The sequence below is a fragment of the Sphaerisporangium sp. NBC_01403 genome (assembly GCF_045040145.1).
In the GTDB taxonomy this organism is placed as follows: Bacteria; Actinomycetota; Actinomycetes; order Streptosporangiales; family Streptosporangiaceae; genus Sphaerisporangium; species Sphaerisporangium viridialbum.
In genome coordinates, this window is sequence record NZ_CP109534.1 from 4,426,807 (window position 1) to 4,443,160 (window position 16,354).

The following is a 16,354-nucleotide window of genomic DNA, read 5'->3' on the forward strand; positions in this document are numbered from 1 at the left end:
CCGGCATCTCACCCGTCTGGAGGATCCGGCGACTCTTAAGGAGTTCTTGTGTTGAAGCGCTCCCCACGGATGGATCCGGGGGATTCCAGCCGTCCCAACCGTGCGGCTCTATCTCCAAGTCGGCGACAGGAGACTTCTCCACGTCTGATCTCGCTGCGAGGGGGAGGCTTACATGACGCGTTCTCTCTGTCACAGATCCACGACAAATGTTGCGGAAGCCCGATAATGGATATTTCATCCCCGAAAAGGATCCTGAACCAGCCGGCGTATCTCCTGGGCGACAAGGTGGGGGGCATGGATTTCCGCGTCCTGGGTCCCTTTGAAGTACGTGACGGCGAGGTTGCCGTCGGCCTCGGTGGCCCACGGCAGCGAGCCGTCCTGGCCCGGCTGGCGATCAACCCGGGGGCGGTCGTCTCCACCGACACGCTGATCGACGATCTCTACCAGGGCACTCCTCCCGCGACCGCCCTGGCCTCGCTTCACGTCTACGTGTCGAACCTGCGCCGGGCGATCGAGCCGGCGCGGGCGCCGCGCACGCCCCCGCGGCTCCTCGTCGCGCGACGGCCCGGCTATCTTCTGGACACGGCCGATGTCGACGCGCTGCGGTTCGCCACCCTCGTCGCCGACGCCGAACACCGCCCGTCCGAGCAGGCGCTCGCCCGCTTGGACGAGGCTCTGGAGCTCTGGCGCGGCACGCCGTACAACGAGTTCGCCGGGGAGCTCTGGGCGGTTACCGAGGTGAACCGCCTGTGCGAGCTACGCCTGGTGGCGATCGAGCGCCGCGCCGAGGCGCAGCTGGATCTCGGCCGGCCCCAGGCGGTGATCCACGACCTGGAGGCCGAGACCGGCAGGCAACCGCTGCGGGAGCGGCTGTGGTGGCTGCTGGCCCTTGCTCTCTACCGCTCCGGACGGCAGGCCGACGCCCTCGCGACACTGCGCCGGGCCAGGAGACTGATCGTCGATCATCTCGGTCTGGATCCCGGTCACGAGCTGCAGATACTGGAAGACGACATCCTCAAGCACGCCGAAGCCATCACCTTCTCCCCGAAGCGCGCCACCTTGACTCCTGCCGGCCCCTCTGCCGTCCTTACCGGCGCGCCCTCGCCATCGCCCGGGCTCGGCCGCGACCAGCAGCTCGCGGAAATGGAGACGCTGCTTCACCGCGGCGACGTGAGCACCGTCGCGGTGAGCGGCGAGACCGGCATCGGCAAGACATGGCTGCTCGAGGCCTTCGGCGGGCGAAGCTCCCAGCTCGGCCATCTGGCTCTTTGGGGCGGCTGCCAGGAGATCGAAGGAGCTCCGCCGCTCTGGCCCTGGATCCAGGTTCTCAGGTCGCTCGCACAGATCCACCCGCCTCTGGACCGGCAGGCCCTCACCGGTCTCCTCGACGACGAGGTACCGACGGGTTCGGCCGTCGGAGCGAAGATGCAGCGCCACCGCGCCATCGCCGATTGGCTCGTCGGCATCGCACGGATCCAGCCCTTGGTGATCATCTTCGATGATCTCCACTGGGCCGATCTCGCGACGCTCGAGTTGCTCGGCGACGTGACGGCGCTCATCAAGGACTCGCGGGGGTACGTGCCCCTCACGCTGGTCATGGCGTTCCGGGACAGCGGGGACCTGTCCGCCATCGAGTACGTCCTCGGCCGGCTCGCCCGCTACGACCTCCTCCGGCTTCGACTGCCGGGCCTCGACGCCGGCGCCGTACAGGCGATCGCCGCCACGATGGGCACCCAGATCGACGAGCAGACCGCGCACCGGGTGACCCTGCGCACCGGCGGCAATCCGTTCTTCGTTCGCGAGACGCTACGGATGCTCGCCAACGGCCACCCGCTGGACACACTGCCGGACGCGGTCGCCAGTCTCGTTCACCAGCGGCTGACAGCGGCCGGCCCGGAGGTGGGCGACGTGCTGAAGGTCGCCGCGTTGATCGGCAGGGAATTCGACCCCGACGTCGTCGCCCAGGTCTGCCAGGCGGGGGCCTACGACCTGCTCGACCAGGCGGTCAAGGCCAGGCTGATCGTGTCGACGGCGAACCGGATGGCTTTCACGCACGACCTGGTGAGGGAGGCTCTCATCCAGGAGATCCCTCCGTTGCGAAAGGCGACGATACATCGCGAGGTGATGAACGCGCTCGCCACCCGCCCGGCGGTGGACGTGGCCGTCATCGCCCATCACGCGATCGAGGCAGGGCCCACGGCGTACGCGGAGGCGGCCCACTGGGCGCGGGCGATGGCCGAGCAGGCGACCCTTCGCCTGGCCTATGAGGAGGCGGCCACGTGGTGGTCCCACGCGGTGAACGTCCACGGCGCGTCCGCCGGCGATCCGGCCGATCATGTGGAGCTGCTGCTCCGGCAGGCGAAGGCGCTGCTCGAAGCGGGGGACGCTCTCGGTGCCAGGAATGTGCGCGCGCAGGCGATCCGGGTCGCCGACCGTGCCGGCGACCGGGGCGGCCCCCTCCTGATCGCTCGCGCGCTGACCGCGCTGGACGCTCCGTCGATCTGGAACCTGCGCAACCCCTACGGGGAGGTAGAGCTCCAGCTGGTGCACCGGTTCGAGCTCGCGTTGCGCTCTCTGCCGGAAGACGACAGCCCAGAGCGGGCCCGCCTGCTCGCCGGGCTCGCGCAGGAGTTGCACGACGGCAGCGGTGATCCGCGCTCCGGCCTCTACTCCATGGAAGCCGTCGAGATGGCCCGGCGGCTCGATGATCCGCAGCTGTTGATGCGGATACTCAACGCACGCTATCTGTCGCTCCCGAGCAGCATCTACACCCAGCAGTCCATGGAGATCGCCGAGGAGATCGGAGAGCTGGCGCGACGCACGCAGACTCCCGAATTCGAGCTGCTCTCGGAGATGATGCGCAGCTATCGCCGTCTGGAGCTGTTCGACCTGACGGGAGCGAACGAGGCGGCCGCGCGCTGCGAGGGCATACTCAACCGGATGCCCTTGCCATGGCCGCGCTTCCAGCACACTCTGTGGCGCGCGGGGCTTCTCGCCATCTCTGGACGGTTCGACGATGCCGAGAGCATGTACGCGGACGCGGAGCGGCAGGCCGAGCGCATCGGCATGTGGTACGCCAGCTCGATAGTGACCGTGGGTCGCGTCCTTCTCCATTACCAGCGCGGGACGATCGCCGACGCGGGTCCGCTGATCGACGCGATCGCCGGCGTCCACCCGAGCATGGACCAACTGCTGCAGGTGCTCATGTCGTGCGCGCAGGGCAGGCTGGAGGAGGCGCGGAACCTCGCGGCGGAGGGATGGCTGCCGCCGCCACTCGACTGGTCCTGGCTCACCGTGACCTGCCTGCAGGGAGCGGCACAGGCGGCGGTCGGAGACATCGATGCCTGTGCGGCCACCTATTCCCTCCTCGCGCCCTACAGCGGCCGGATATCGGTGGGAGCCGCCATCGCCTTCCTGGGTCCTGTGGACTGGTTCCTGGCATTGGTCGCCTCGACCGTGGGCGATCAGAAGGCGGAGACGCGGCATCTGTTCAAGCTCGCGCGGCTGGCGGGCCAGGCGGGCCTGGGTATGTGGAGGAATCGCGTGATGGCGGTCGCCGGTCTGAAGATGTCGCCCCTGCGGTGGGACGCCGCCGTCGCCAAGGCCGGCTGACCTCGCCGTGACAGATGGCGCCGGCATTTCAGGACCGCGTAATACGCGGCGGCCACGAAAGACAGTGAATTCTCCTTGACCTTCCCCCGTAAGCGCTCGCTAGTAATTCACAAGGAGCAGCGTCCCGGCCCGCGGAGGCGGGTCCGCGCGGGCGTTCAGGGACGAGCCGGCACCGCGACGAAGGGGGCGTCCGGTGCGAGGTGCACGACGTCCCCCGCTCTGACCACCATGGCGACGTTCCATGCGAGCATCGCCTCGCGCAGGGTCCGTCCGCTCAGGACGACGAAGCTCTTGCCCGTCCCGATCTCAGGCAGGCCGAGCCGGTCCGCGACGGCGGGCGACGGGCAGGCCATGCGCAGGACCTCGCGCTCCCCGAGTCCCGCCTCCAGCAGCAGCCGGATCTCGTGCGCCGTACTCGCACCCGGCCCGACGCCCGTTCCATTAGCGCTGTCGGTGCCGAGCGCGACGGCGACGCCGGCCTGGTTCATGACCTTCACCAATTCCAGCATCGCGGCCATCCCGGCGTCGAGGACGTGCCGGTCCACCGAGCGCTGGCGGCTGAAGATCCCGACGAGCCCGGTTCCCGCCTCCTCGGCGGTCATCAGGGCGAACGGCGTGAGCGTGGGGACGAGCACGGCTCCTCGCCGCAGGAACACGTCGATCAACCGACGCGCGCCGTCCCCGTCCACGTCGATCCGGGACCAGGCGGTGAAGACGCGTCCGAAAGCCGCTCCGACGGTCTCGATGGTGTCGCGCAGGAACGAGTCGAGCAGGTCCGGTGGCACCAGGTCGGCCGTGAGGGAGTGGACGTGCTCGATCGAGTCGACGCCGGCCTCGATGGCCCTGCCCGTGCGGATCCGGGAGAACCCGGGAAGGGTACCGGTGCCCAGATGGCAGGCGACCCGCAATCCGGCCTCGTGGGCGGCGCGTACTGCCGGTTCGACGAGTTCGGGGGGAAACCCGTAGTAGAGCTTCATGCCCGCCGCCCCGCCGGCGGCCAGGTCGCGGAGATGCTCGGCGATCTCCCCGAAGTGCCGGATCCCCGTCGCCCCGAGCGCGGGCGACAGGTGCGGGTGCAAAGGCGCCTGGTCGAGCTGGCCGCCGAACGACACGACGTGCGGCCCCTCGGCGCCGCCCCAGGCCCGGGTGTGCGCGACCTCGCCCCCGAGGTCCCGCACCCTGAGCACGCCTGCCGCCGTGAAGCCGGCGGCCGCTTCACGCGGCATTCCGGTGACGTGCACGTGCGCGTCGGCCAGATCGGGGATCACCCAGTGCGCGACCTCCTCACCCGGCGTCCACGGCCCGGGCGTCAGGGTCACGGTCCCGCCGCCGGCGACGCCGACGGTGACCGGACGGTCCTGGCCGCCGTGCGGATCGAGCTGGACGGCGGGCACGGTTCGCGTCCCGGGCAGCGGCTCGGTCATGTGCTCGAGACCTCGCCTGCCGCCTGCGCCGCCGGGGCACCGCCGCGCAGGAACCAGGGGACGGCCCACCACTCCTCACCCGCGAAGTGCTTGCGCTGCCAGCCGGAGTAGTCCTCCGGGCGCGGGTAGTACTTGCCGAATTCCGCCCGTGGACGCTCCAGGACCACAAGGCGGACCATGGGATGCATGCCGTAGACCCCGTCATGCGTCCACCCGGCCCGGGGCATCCGCGCCCAGCCCAGGTCGGTGATCCGGTCCGCGCCCGCGGCGGCCCACTCGGTCCCGTATTCCCGTGACAGCTCGTGCGGGAAGACGCTCAGAGTCTGGGAGCGCGCGTCGAGTCGCCGCGTGACCTCCTCCCACCGCCGCACCGGATGGAGAATGAGCGTGCGGGTCAACGGGTGCGCGGAGGGTTCCTCGCCGTCCGCGACGATGACCGCCCAGTCGTGCCCGGACCGCGTCGCCAGACCGAGGTAGCCGGCCTCCAGTGTGGTGGCCGATCGATGGGCGAGCGCGTCGCGGTTGGCTCCCACCAGCGGAAACCGGGTGGAGAAGCGCTCCAGGTGCACGGCGAGCCGGTCGACGAACTCCGTCACGTCGCCGCGCACGTAGACACGCTGGGTGTTGAAGCACGCCTCCTGGTCGTAGAAGCAGGCGTCCTCGACCAGCCGGTAGGCCGCCTCGTCGGGATCGCAGGCGGTGAGGTCGATCGCCGCCGCGCTCCACTTGGGCCCGAACTCGGCCACCGGCACGCCCTCGCGCACGTGGCGTTTGACGTACTCCACCGCCGGCGCGCCTCCCCAGACGCAGGCCGAGTCGGCCTCCTTCAGGGCGAGGTCACCGATCGGATCGTCCTGGGGCCAGTAGAACAGGGACAGCGACTGGCTGATCGGATGGCCGGGGTCCACTTCGAGCATCGTCCTGACGAGCCCGTACGCGCTCACGGGGTCGCGCGACGGCAGCTTGGCCAGCGTCAGGTTGCGGGTGATGACCCCGCGCAGCAGGCTGTAGAGGGAGGAGAGCGGCAGGTTGCCGACGAGGTACTGGACGACCAGCCCCCGGGGGAAGGCCCTGATGTGGCACAGCTGGTGCGGCACCCACTCGTCGAGGATCCATTCGTTGCCGAACTCCGCGGCGATCTGATCGTAGGTGTGGAACCTCTCGTTCATGAAGTGGCCGATGGTCGTGTAGTCCTCGGTCATCATGCCGGGCGCGTATCCGGTGACCCGGTGGCCGTACTCCTCGGCGAAACGTCGTCCCTCCGACTGCCCGGACAGCCATTCGTCGCTCACGGCGCCGAGGAAGAAGGTGATCTCGTCGGTGCTCAGGGCGGCCAGGCGGCGGCCTACGGTCCGCCGGGCGCCCGCGACCCGGGCGACGTGCTCGGGTGTCGGACGAGGAGTCCGTACCCGTACACCCGACTCGTAGGTCAGCACCCGCACCTCGTCCGCCTGATCCGGGTGGATCAGTTCCCCATTGAGGATCATGGGGATGTCCAGCGTCTCGTAGTTCATCGCGGTGACTCGCCTCCGGTCTTCAGGCCACGGACCCGGCGCGTTCGGGAGCGCCGCCGCCGGCCGGCGCGTCCGATGTCCGCGCCGCGCGCCGCGTTCTCTCGAGCGTGCTGACGATCTCGTTGAAGGGGGGGACGGCCACAGGAGGCGCGTCCGGGGCGATGACGCCGAGCAGGTACCCGGCCGCTCGCTCGAAGAACCGCATCGCCAGGACCGGGTTGCGATAGAGCAGGTGGCCTGCCGCCGGAATCTCGGCGACGTCGACGCCGGCGGAGGCCGCCACGGCGCGGACCTCGGCGATGTCCACCCAAGGATCACGATCGCCGGCGACGAAGGAGACCCTCGCGGACACGTCGGCGAGGTCGCGACGGGTGTCGTCAGGAGTCTCGAATCCGTGCCGCCGGCCGTCGCGCACCAGGTCGACGTCGATCGTGTGCCCGAGCACCTGCACGGTCTCCGTCTCGGCGTCCCATTCGGCGCGGTCGTACCAGTCCTCCTCGCACACTTCCCGCACGGTCGCACGCACATGGACCACCGGTACGACGAAGCTGGCGGCGCGCACGCCGCCGCGGCCGCGCAGGGCCCTGACGGCGGCGGGCACCGACAGGCTCATCGCGAACAGCGCGTCGGGCGCGAAGCGGTCCACGGCCTCCCCGACGTCGCGAGACATGCGGGACAGCCGCAGTCCCCGCACCGCCCCCGCCGTGCCGTCGGGCGCGTTGCGAGGATCCACACGCAGCACCCGGAGCCCGTTGTGGGCCATTACGTAAGCGGGGGCGAAGAGGGAGCCGGAGTTCATCCCGAAGGGGGCGAGCATCATCACCGTGCCGCGTTCTGGCCCGGCGGGAGCGTCGACCGTTATCGTGACCGGGCTCCCCTCGACCTCGAAGACCTGCGTCTCGTCGTTCACGAGCTTCGTCCTTCCACATCGAGCTTGAGCGCGCATCCACGGCTTTCGACCCGGTTGACCCTGCGTTCGATCGTCACCGTGTCGCCGGCCATCCCGCAGGCGCAGTGCGCGTCGTACCTCACGGAGCCGAAGTCGTCGGTGAGGATGAAGCACGGATAGCTGACGGCGGTCGGGTCGAGGAACGACAGCAGGCCACCGGCCCCGGACGGCAGGACGGCGAGCGTCCGCGGGTCCCGGGCCATCGCCGCCAGCCAGGGCGGCACGTGAAGGGCGTGGTGCGCGCACTCGAACAGCACCGAGTTCAGCTCCACCATGTTGTAGGTGTCGCGCACCTGGTCGTCGCGCTCCAGTCCGAACGCGTCGGCCATCAGGCTCCGGAAGGCCGCTTTCTCCACCATCTCCCCGCCGCGCCGTTTCCAGCCGCCGATCGTCAGCACCTGGGAACCGGGCCCGAGCCGCAGGCGGGTGTCCTGCGCGGCCACCCGGGCCAGATCGAGCAGGAGCGGCGGCGGGCCCACCAGCAGGACGTTGCGGTCCCTGCCGTCCCGCTGCAGGTCGCGCGCGAGCTCCTCGGCCAGCAAGCGCTCTTCGTCCAGATAGGAACGGCTTGGCATGATGACGCCGACGCCGGCCATCACCATGGCGATCCAGAGGTTCGGAGCGTCGTGGATCGTCGGACCCACGTTGAACACCGCCCGGTCGAACGTCTCGGAGCCGAGGATCTCGCGGTCGCCGATGGCCACCGTCCCGAAGAACCGCATCAGCGTGGCGTCGCACCGCGGGACGGTGGAGACCGTGCCGAGAGTGCCGCTGCTGGTCGTGTCGGTCAGCGGCGGAGTCCCTCCCTTCGAGAGCACGAGGGCGGGATCGCGCTTGAACAGGACCGTGGGCAACAGGGGCACGCGATCGAGAGGGAGCTCCGGATCATCCTGGTCGGGCAGGCCCTGGCGTACGCAGTAACGGTCGTAGGCGTCGTTCGTCTCGCGATGCGACCGCACCGCCCGCCAGACCAGCTCGGCACGGCTGAGCGGCATCTCCTCCGCGCAGGACCGGTAGATCCCGTCGCGCCCCAGCACGACGTCGATGGGATCGGCGGGCGGGGCGACTTCCGTTCCGCCGGTGCTCACGACTCGCCCCACTCGGGCACCGCGCGCCTGGGGTCCCGCTTCAGGACCGCCGTACCGCACAGCTCGCAGTCCGGATTCCTGGCGACCTCCACGAACCTGTGGCCTCCGTAGTCCGACACGTCGAAGGTGGCGAACCCGTCGAGGGTGCGCGCACGGTCCATGCCGCTGAGGAATCGCGTGGCCTCCCAGACCACGACGCCGGCGGAGATGGCCTGACGCGGCGCCAGCGCCGCGAGGAATCCCTTGCCCGCCCAGAGCGGGTTGGACACGGAGTTCTCCTCGCCGATGCGGTAGTCGGAAAGCAGCACCGGCCACGCGCAGCGGATGCACGCCGTCTCCCCCGGCACCGTGAGCGGCCCGATGCCGTGCGTGATGGGCATGTTCAGGGCCGGGACGCCGGCGGCGAGGGCCGCTTCGGCCGCGGCTCCGGGCGCGTTGCCGAACGAGGGCAGGTACGGGAACGCGTTGATGACGAGATCCACACCGTCGAGGAACGGAATGAGATCGTCGGGCTCGTTGATCCACAGGTCCAGCCCCGTGTACCGGATATCGGGATCGGCCGCCCGCAGCGCGGACTCCGCCGCCTCGACCTTGAGACGCCCCACGTCAGAGCGTCCGTACAGCGCCTGCCGGTGAAGGTTGCTGAGTTCGATGCGGTCGGGATCCACTCCGACGATGCGCCGCACGCCCAGCCTGGCCAGCAGAAGCGCTATCCAGCCGCCGAGCCCGCCCATGCCCAGCACCATCACGCAGGCGTCCTGGAGCCTGCGGTTCATCGCGATGCCGGAGACCGCGTCGGTTTCGAAGTAGCTCATGAACCGGATCTGCCGGTCGTAGAGGTCCTTTCCGGACAGAGCCATGACGTCGTCGCCGGGCACCCGCCGCACGACCGCGCCCAGCTCCTCCAGCCTCCTAAGCAGCGCCGACGCGATCGGTCCGTCCGCGCCGGCGAAGGACTCGCCTGCCTCACGCCCGTCCGGAACGCCCACGCCCTCACTCAGCCGGCGCAGGACGAGCCGGGCCGACCGGTCCGCGTCCCGGACGCGCAGCCGCTTCGGGTGGAGGGGGGACGACACCACTACGTCGTCCCCCTCCTCTTTCCATGTCCAGCCGGCCTGCAGCCGGACGGTGGTCTCAGTCATCCTTGTCTCCGGAGAGGTGGGCCGGCCCCATGGTCAGCGTGTAGACGGGGGTCTGGCGGACGGGGTCGAGGCGGAGGAGGTCGCAGGTGTCCTGGTCGCGGGTCGCGGGAGTGGGCAGCGATCCGAGGCCGAAGCCGAAGCCGACCAGGATGAGGCGCTGCGCGATCCGCCCCGCCGCCATGTAGATGTGACGGAGCGCTCTCTCGTGGCGGTACCGCCACTGGTACTGCTGGAAGTCCGCGACCATCACCAAGGTCCACGCGGCCGTCTCCGGGCCGCGCATCCCTACGAGGACCTTCACCATGTCCGCCCGGTGGTCGCCATGCGCGACGGCGGTGAGGACGTGCTCGTCCAGCGAGTAGTGATAGATGCCGGGATCCAGCCCCTCGGCGGCGTAGTTGACGACATAGAAGTCGAACGGAGATCCGTGTGACCGCAGCCAGTTCAGCGGGTCGTCCTTCGGCAGTTCCCGGAGTGCGCGGATGTCGTCGAGCCCGTGATGCAGGACACCGCTCAGCTTGTCGATGCCCACCGGGTCCGGTGTATAGCCCCGCACCGTACGGCGGGCCATGAGCAGCCGCCCGAACGTGCGGTCCGCGGGCGGCGCCGGCGGTGCGGGCAGCGGGACGCGGGCCCCTTCCGGCTTCACCCGGGGCCGGGGTTCCCCGCGCCGCAGGTACTCGCTCAACGCCGAACGCCGGGCGGCTCCCCGCGGATCATCGGAGTCCCTGAAGTTGTGATGCCGGGACCACAGGTAGTAGCTCAGCGACGGGTGCCATCCCCGCTCCCACCAGCGCCGCATCATGGCGAGCCGGTCCGGTCCGAGCTCACCGGCCGGCAGCCAGCCACGCCGTTCGAACTCGGTGGTGAGCCTCTCGGCGCGATCCACGTCTTCGGGCCGACCGGCGGAGGGAAGCAAGGCGTTGACCAGGCTCTCGACGTCGACAGCGGCCCGCCGGTGATTGATCGGGTCGCTGATGACGGCGAGTCCGCGATCGTGGCCCGGCCGAATGGCGACAAGCGGGAGCCAGTGCTCCTGCCCGTCGGGTGTCACCACAGACGTCTCGGTCACTCGTGGCCTCCTTCGGCCGGCTCGCTCCTGCTCCGGACGAGGAGGTCCCTGCGCTCGTTCCTGGCCTGCGGGCTGACGCCGGGAGTCGTCAGGGAGACCGTCAGCATGAATCCCTCAGAGAATCCGTCGAGCCCGAGAAACCGTTCGATCTCGGTGTCGTTCCCCACGTACTCCACATAGGAGCGGACGCCGATGGACGTCGCGATCATGGCGGCGGTGCCCGCGAGGTGGCCCGCGTCATTGTGAACGGTGCGGAACGTTCTCGGCTCTCGATATCGATACATGTTCCGGGAGAAGACACAGGAGAGCACGATGACGGCGGAGATGGCGTGCTCGAGCCGGTGGAACTCCACGGGGAACATCGCGGCGAACTCCTCCGGGCTCGGGACGTCCGCGCGCACGGTCTCCAGCCGCGGTCCCTCCGGCAGAACGTGGTAGGTCCCCGCTTCGACTCCTGGGACGTCGAACACGATGACGTACCCCTCACACGGATGCCGCGCGCCTCCCGAGGGACTTGTCCTGCGCATCATGGGGACGCGCTGCCAGCGTCCGTTCTGGATCTTTCCTATCTCCCCGAAGGTGAGCGAGAGGATCGCGAACAGGGCGTCTTTGTCTGGTTTGCGATGGGGAACCGGCATCAGGGCGTCGGCGAGAGAGCCGGGAGCCAGTTCGGGCGATGGGGCGGGAAGATCCAGGCGAGGCGCGCCGTCGTAGTATTTGTACCGGATATCGTCCGGCTCTTGCTCGACATATTGCCGCATTCGCGCCGTGTCGATTATCCGGCCCCCTTCGGCGTAGTCCAGAAAGGGGTAGTCATAGGTGCCGGCGTGATATTCCGCGGCCTCGACCCAGCCGAACTCGCTCCATTGGCGCTGCACCTCGCCGAAGCGTTCCTGTCGCTCAGCGGCGGGAACGGCGGCGTCCTTGATCAGGCCGATGTCCAGCAATGTCTCGATCAGCCTGTCGGCCTCTGGCCGGGTTATTCCGGTCTTCGACGCGACATCACCGGCCAGCGTCTCACGGTCCCGGCCCGCCGCGAAACACATCAGAAGACAGGCGGCGGCCGGAAGTTCGATGCGCCAGCGTTTGGGTTCGGCCGCATCCTCCGCGTACCAGCGGCCGGCCGTGAGGTCCGATGGCGGTAGCAACCTCAGTGATGGAGAAACCGTCAGTTCCATATGCTCTTCTCCCGGGGGCGGATGCACGCCCGCATGGCGCGTCCGAAGGAGGGCGGGGCCCCGGACCGCCATCCGACGGCAGGGCCCCGCGGTTCGACCAGAAAGCGTCAGCAGTCCTGGAGAAGGGCCGGAACGAACTCCGCCTCCTCGACGACCATGCTCTCCTGGACCGCGACGATGGTCTCGCGCTGCGTGTCCATTGCCATCGCCTCCTTTCGGTGTTCATCGGACGGTTCGGTCCCGCCCTGTCAACGATGCACAGCCTCGTTTTCCGCGCCCTGGACGCCAATGGGGAATGCCCTATACCCGCTGAGGGATATCCCGACGATCCGCCCGGGAGACCCATTCGCCGCCCCCGGGTCACGCCCGGCGGTGGAAGCGGCGCCCGGCCGGGACGAGCCTCGTCTTAAGTGAGCGACTAGACGGCGTGTGGAGACTCCGTCGCATGACAGCCCGATCCGGAGCGGCCCCGATGCTCGGCACACGGCCTTCTGTCAACCAGCGGCCACCCTGCGATGGGACCGGGCCACGGTGCCGATGACACGACGGGGACGGCTCGCACCGCCGGCCCTCTATCAGGGGCTCACAAGGATCGCACGGCACCTACCGGCGCTCCTCACCGGGCACCGGCCGACGCGACGGGGCCTTCTGGCCGCCTCGCTCCACGACCCGCGGCTCCGCCGCCGGCGAGCTTTGGACGCGGCGACGGCGTTCCTGCGGCTGACCCTTGAAAACGCACGCCTGCACGAGGAGCTGCACAAGACGCGGGACGAAGTCCGGGTCTCACATGGCCGGCTCGTCGCCGCGGTCGACGCCGAGCGCCGCCGCATCCAGCGGGATCTCCATGACGGGGTGCAGCACAGACTTCTGGCGATCTCCATGATGGTCCAGCGATCGGTGGACAGGCCGCCGGGAGATCGGCCCGACCCGCGGCTCGCCGACGCGGCCGCGCAGCTCTCCGAAGTCATCAGGGAACTGCGCGAGACCGCCTGGGGGATATATCCCGCGGCCCTTGCCGAGCAGACGCTGTGCGTGGCCGTGGAGGAGCTGGCCGAGCGCGCGCCCATCCCGGTGACCGTAAGCGTCCCTGCGGTGCGCTGGGCGGAACATGTCCAACAGCCCGCCTATTTCATCATCGCCGAGGCGCTGAGCAACACCTACAAGCACGCGAACGCCACGCGGGCGGGGGTCAAAGTCGAGCAGCGCGACCGGCGCCTGCTGATCGAGGTCACCGACGACGGCGCCGGCGGCGCCGACGCCACCAAGGGCTCGGGCCTGCGTGGACTCGACGAGCGGGTCAAAGCGCTGTCCGGCGTTCTTCGGCTGGAAAGCCCCCTCGCCAGGGGAACGCGAGTAGTAGTGGAGCTGCCATGCGCATAATGATCGCCGAGGACTCCGGCCTGTTCCGCCAGTTGCTCAGCGAGGTGCTCAGCGAGAACGGGCTCACCGTCACGGGCCAGGCCGCCACCGTGGACGAGCTGATGCGTCTGGTCGACGCCGCTCCCCCTGACCTCGTCATCCTCGACATCCGCCTCCCACCCGGACAGCGGGACGAAGGTCTGTGCGCGGCCGAAGTCCTCCGGGCCCGGTATCCCCGCACAGGGCTGCTGGTCCTGTCCCACTACGGGGAGACCGCATATGCCATGCGCCTGCTGTCGACCGCCCACCATGCCGTCGGGTACCTGATCAAAGACCGGGTCCCGGACGCGCGTGCTCTCCTCGATGCGATCGACCGCATCGCCCAGGGCCATGTCGTCATCGATCCGGAAGTCGTCGGACGGCTGGTGAAGCGCCGTCGCACGGTCGATCCCCTGCACCGCCTCACTCCCGGCGAGCGCGAGGTCCTGTCGCTGGTGGCGGAGGGTTACTCGAACGTCGCCATCGCCGGACGCCTGGCCTACAGCGTGAAGACCGTCGAGAAGCGGATCACAGCCATCTCCCACAAGCTCGGACTCGCCGACAACGAAGGGCGCGCGGACGTCAATGTCCGCGTCCTCGCCGTTCTCACCTACCTTCGCAGCGGGCTGGGCCGGGAGAGCGGTGTGCACCTGGCGAGCTGAGGGGCGTCGACGCGGCACGCACAAGAGTCCCGCGCCACTTCATCCCGCCGGCCGCATGAAGCTGAACATCCGCGACTCCGCCTGCGAATCTCCGCCACGAGGATCGGCCTCGATAAGGGGTCACTAGTGATTCACAAGGACGGCGTGAGTTCCTGGGCGAACAGCGGACACGGCTCAGCCGGCGTCCGAGTGCTCAGATTTTGTCCACTATACCGGGATCCCCACCTGTTTCGCGCTCCCGCATTTGAAGAGGCCCACGCGGCACAAGGAGTTCGGAGGTTGAAATCATGCTCGATGAGATCCTGGAGATAGGCCGTAGGTCGGTGGCCGTCGCCTCGGCGCTGAACGAGTTTCTCAGGGAATCCGAAGGCTGGTTCAGCCGGCAGCGGCTGACGCTGGGGTACGACGAAGACATCTCAGGCTGGGTCCGTCATATGCGGACAGCAGTGCAAGCCGATGGCATAAATCCTACTTTCGATCCAGAGCGCAGTCCCATTTCTCCATGTAACAGCTACTGGTTGGATGTCAAGGACTGCGGCGGACGAACCGTTGCGTGCATCGCGGTGCGGATGGTCCACACTGACGACTTCGTCCGGCACATAAGCTCCATGAGGCTGTGGTTCGATCCGCTCCCCGCGGGAATGGGCGGGCCGCTGGATCTCGTTCTGCCTCCGGATACGCCGGTCATCTCCGGCGCGGTGGCACACTACGGTGGACACTGGGTCCACCCGAGCTGGCGGGGAAAAGGATTACCGGGCGTCTTGCTCCCCCTGGCCAAGATACTGACGATCGAGCTGTTCAGAAGCGACTGGGACACCGGAATCGTGTTCTTGAAGAACGCCCGCAAGCAGGACCTTTTAGCCGCGTACGGTTTCGCGAGGACAGAGCTTTGCTATTCCGGTTCATTTCCTCCGGCGAATCGCGACGACACCCTTTTCCTCACCTATAGCAGCCGGGAACAGACGTTGAGCGCCTTGCCAAGTGCGATCACGAGGCTGCGCAGGGAGCCGCTTCCGTCCTGAAATCTCGTCCTTGACGCCCCCGCCCGCCCCGATCACGATCGCGGCAGCATCAAGATCCTCAAGTCGTACGGCGTGAAGTACTGGGAGATCGGCAACGAGAACTACGGCAACGGCCACTACGGCTCCGCCTGGGAGGCGTCTCCTGGGCCTCCCCTCCGCTGACCTTCACCACGGCTGAGGCGGATCAGCAAGGGAGCGAGCAAGACCATGGTGAAAAGCCGGAAGCTCTGCACGCCCGAGATGAGCGAGACGTCGGCGTGGGTGGCGACGGCCGTGGCGAGAACGGCGTTGATGCCGCCGGGAGTGGTGGCGAGGTAGGCGTCGGCGAGAGGGATGTGCTCCATGGTGGCGAGCAGCCACGCCAGTATGGCGCAGGCGGCGCTGACCGTGATCGTGCAGGCCACGGCCAGGGGCAGCAGACGGCCTACACGTGCCAGGGCGGGACGGGTGAAGCGCAGGCCGATGTCCAGGCCGATGACGGTGAACAGGACGGTGCGCAGGAAGCCGGTGGGAGCGAAGCCCTCGACCGTGCCGCTGAGGGTGAGAGCGGCGGTGAGCAGCATAGGACCGAGGAGTGCGGGGCTCGGCAGGCGTACGGCGCGGCCGATCAGGGTGCCGGCGAGCGCGACGGAGGCCAGCAGGATCAGCCCGACGCTTTGGTGAGCGCCGGTGACGACCGGTCCCAGTTCGCCGTCGGTGTCGAGCAGGGGACTCGCGGCCGAGTGGGAGGCGAGCAGCCAGCTCACCAGGAGCGGGGCGGTCGCGGCGACCATCGCGACGCGCAGGTACTGCAGGAAGGCCACCAGGCGGCCGTCGGCGTTCAGGTCACCGGCGATGGAGACGACAGCGGCCGAGCCCCCGGCCACCATCCCGAGCGTGGCGCTGGGCCAGTCGACATGCCCCATGCGTGCCATGACGGCGGCGGCGCCCAGGCTGAGCAGGATGGTGGCCGCGGTGACGACGGACAGAGGGAGCATGGCCGCGGCGGCCTGGTGCAAGCCGGCCGGATTGAGATAGCTGCCCATCAGGACTCCGAGCGCGGCTTGGCAAGCGCGGTTGAGCCCGCCGGGAACCTGGTGGGCGATGAGCCCGAGCACCGCGAGGGCCAGACCTGCCAGCAGCGGGGTGAGCAGATGAGGAGCGGGCAGCACCGGTTCGGCGATCTCACCGGCGGCGAACGCCGCCAAGATCAGCCCCAGCCAGCACACCCAGCGCCGGTAACCAGCGGAGGCGGACAGAGGCGACACGCGCCTGGAGTTCACACCTCGGAAGGTTCCGCCCACACTGCCACGC

12 protein-coding genes are annotated in these 16,354 nt (G+C 69.0%); 4 read left to right on the plus strand and 8 right to left on the minus strand.

All coding sequences use genetic code 11. From position 1 onward, the window contains the following. The first annotated feature begins 294 nt into the window (after positions 1-294). On the plus strand, positions 295-3,612 hold the full coding sequence (locus tag OG589_RS19925) for a BTAD domain-containing putative transcriptional regulator (protein ID WP_405151146.1): 3,318 nt from the start codon (positions 295-297) through the stop codon (positions 3,610-3,612). A gap of 155 nt (positions 3,613-3,767) precedes the next feature. On the opposite strand, the gene OG589_RS19930 is transcribed toward OG589_RS19925, so the two are convergent. The 7 genes from OG589_RS19930 to OG589_RS19960 are packed head-to-tail and all read right to left on the minus strand — an operon-like array spanning position 3,768 to position 12,006. Next, positions 3,768-5,036 carry a hypothetical protein gene (locus OG589_RS19930; RefSeq protein WP_405151148.1) on the minus strand — a complete coding sequence of 423 codons (1,269 nt, stop codon included), beginning with the start codon at positions 5,034-5,036 and terminating at the stop codon, positions 3,768-3,770. Then, positions 5,033-6,550 carry an acyl-CoA reductase gene (locus tag OG589_RS19935; RefSeq protein WP_405151150.1) on the minus strand — a complete coding sequence of 506 codons (1,518 nt, stop codon included), beginning with the start codon at positions 6,548-6,550 and terminating at the stop codon, positions 5,033-5,035. The genes OG589_RS19930 and OG589_RS19935 overlap by 4 nt, the downstream gene beginning before the upstream one ends. A gap of 22 nt (positions 6,551-6,572) precedes the next feature. Continuing rightward, on the minus strand, positions 6,573-7,460 hold the full coding sequence (locus OG589_RS19940; protein WP_405151152.1) for an alpha/beta fold hydrolase: 888 nt from the start codon (positions 7,458-7,460) through the stop codon (positions 6,573-6,575). Next, positions 7,457-8,587 (minus strand): hypothetical protein, encoded by a 1,131-nt coding sequence (locus OG589_RS19945; RefSeq protein WP_405151154.1) that lies wholly within the window; start codon positions 8,585-8,587, stop codon positions 7,457-7,459. The genes OG589_RS19940 and OG589_RS19945 overlap by 4 nt, the downstream gene beginning before the upstream one ends. Beyond that, a complete protein-coding gene (locus tag OG589_RS19950; RefSeq protein WP_405151156.1) occupies positions 8,584-9,729 on the minus strand; it encodes a ThiF family adenylyltransferase in 1,146 nt (381 codons plus the stop codon). Before OG589_RS19950 ends, OG589_RS19945 begins: the two co-directional genes overlap by 4 nt. Beyond that, positions 9,722-10,801, minus strand: a complete 1,080-nt coding sequence (locus tag OG589_RS19955; RefSeq protein WP_405151158.1) for a SagB/ThcOx family dehydrogenase — start codon at positions 10,799-10,801, stop codon at positions 9,722-9,724. Before OG589_RS19955 ends, OG589_RS19950 begins: the two co-directional genes overlap by 8 nt. Next, positions 10,798-12,006, minus strand: a complete 1,209-nt coding sequence (locus tag OG589_RS19960) for a hypothetical protein (protein ID WP_405151160.1) — start codon at positions 12,004-12,006, stop codon at positions 10,798-10,800. Before OG589_RS19960 ends, OG589_RS19955 begins: the two co-directional genes overlap by 4 nt. A gap of 666 nt (positions 12,007-12,672) precedes the next feature. On the opposite strand from OG589_RS19960, the gene OG589_RS19965 reads away from it, so the two are divergent. The 3 genes from OG589_RS19965 (at position 12,673) to OG589_RS19975 (ending at position 15,061) form a co-directional block, all read left to right on the plus strand. Then, positions 12,673-13,359 carry a sensor histidine kinase gene (locus OG589_RS19965; RefSeq protein WP_405151162.1) on the plus strand — a complete coding sequence of 229 codons (687 nt, stop codon included), beginning with the start codon at positions 12,673-12,675 and terminating at the stop codon, positions 13,357-13,359. Then, positions 13,350-14,039 carry a response regulator gene (locus tag OG589_RS19970; protein WP_405151164.1) on the plus strand — a complete coding sequence of 230 codons (690 nt, stop codon included), beginning with the start codon at positions 13,350-13,352 and terminating at the stop codon, positions 14,037-14,039. Before OG589_RS19965 ends, OG589_RS19970 begins: the two co-directional genes overlap by 10 nt. A gap of 287 nt (positions 14,040-14,326) precedes the next feature. Further along, on the plus strand, positions 14,327-15,061 hold the full coding sequence (locus OG589_RS19975; protein WP_405151166.1) for a hypothetical protein: 735 nt from the start codon (positions 14,327-14,329) through the stop codon (positions 15,059-15,061). A 116-nt stretch (positions 15,062-15,177) separates the two neighbouring features. Here OG589_RS19975 and OG589_RS19980 read toward each other — a convergent pair whose 3' ends face one another. After that, positions 15,178-16,308, minus strand: a complete 1,131-nt coding sequence (locus OG589_RS19980; RefSeq protein WP_405151168.1) for an AbrB family transcriptional regulator — start codon at positions 16,306-16,308, stop codon at positions 15,178-15,180. Positions 16,309-16,354 lie beyond the last annotated feature (46 nt).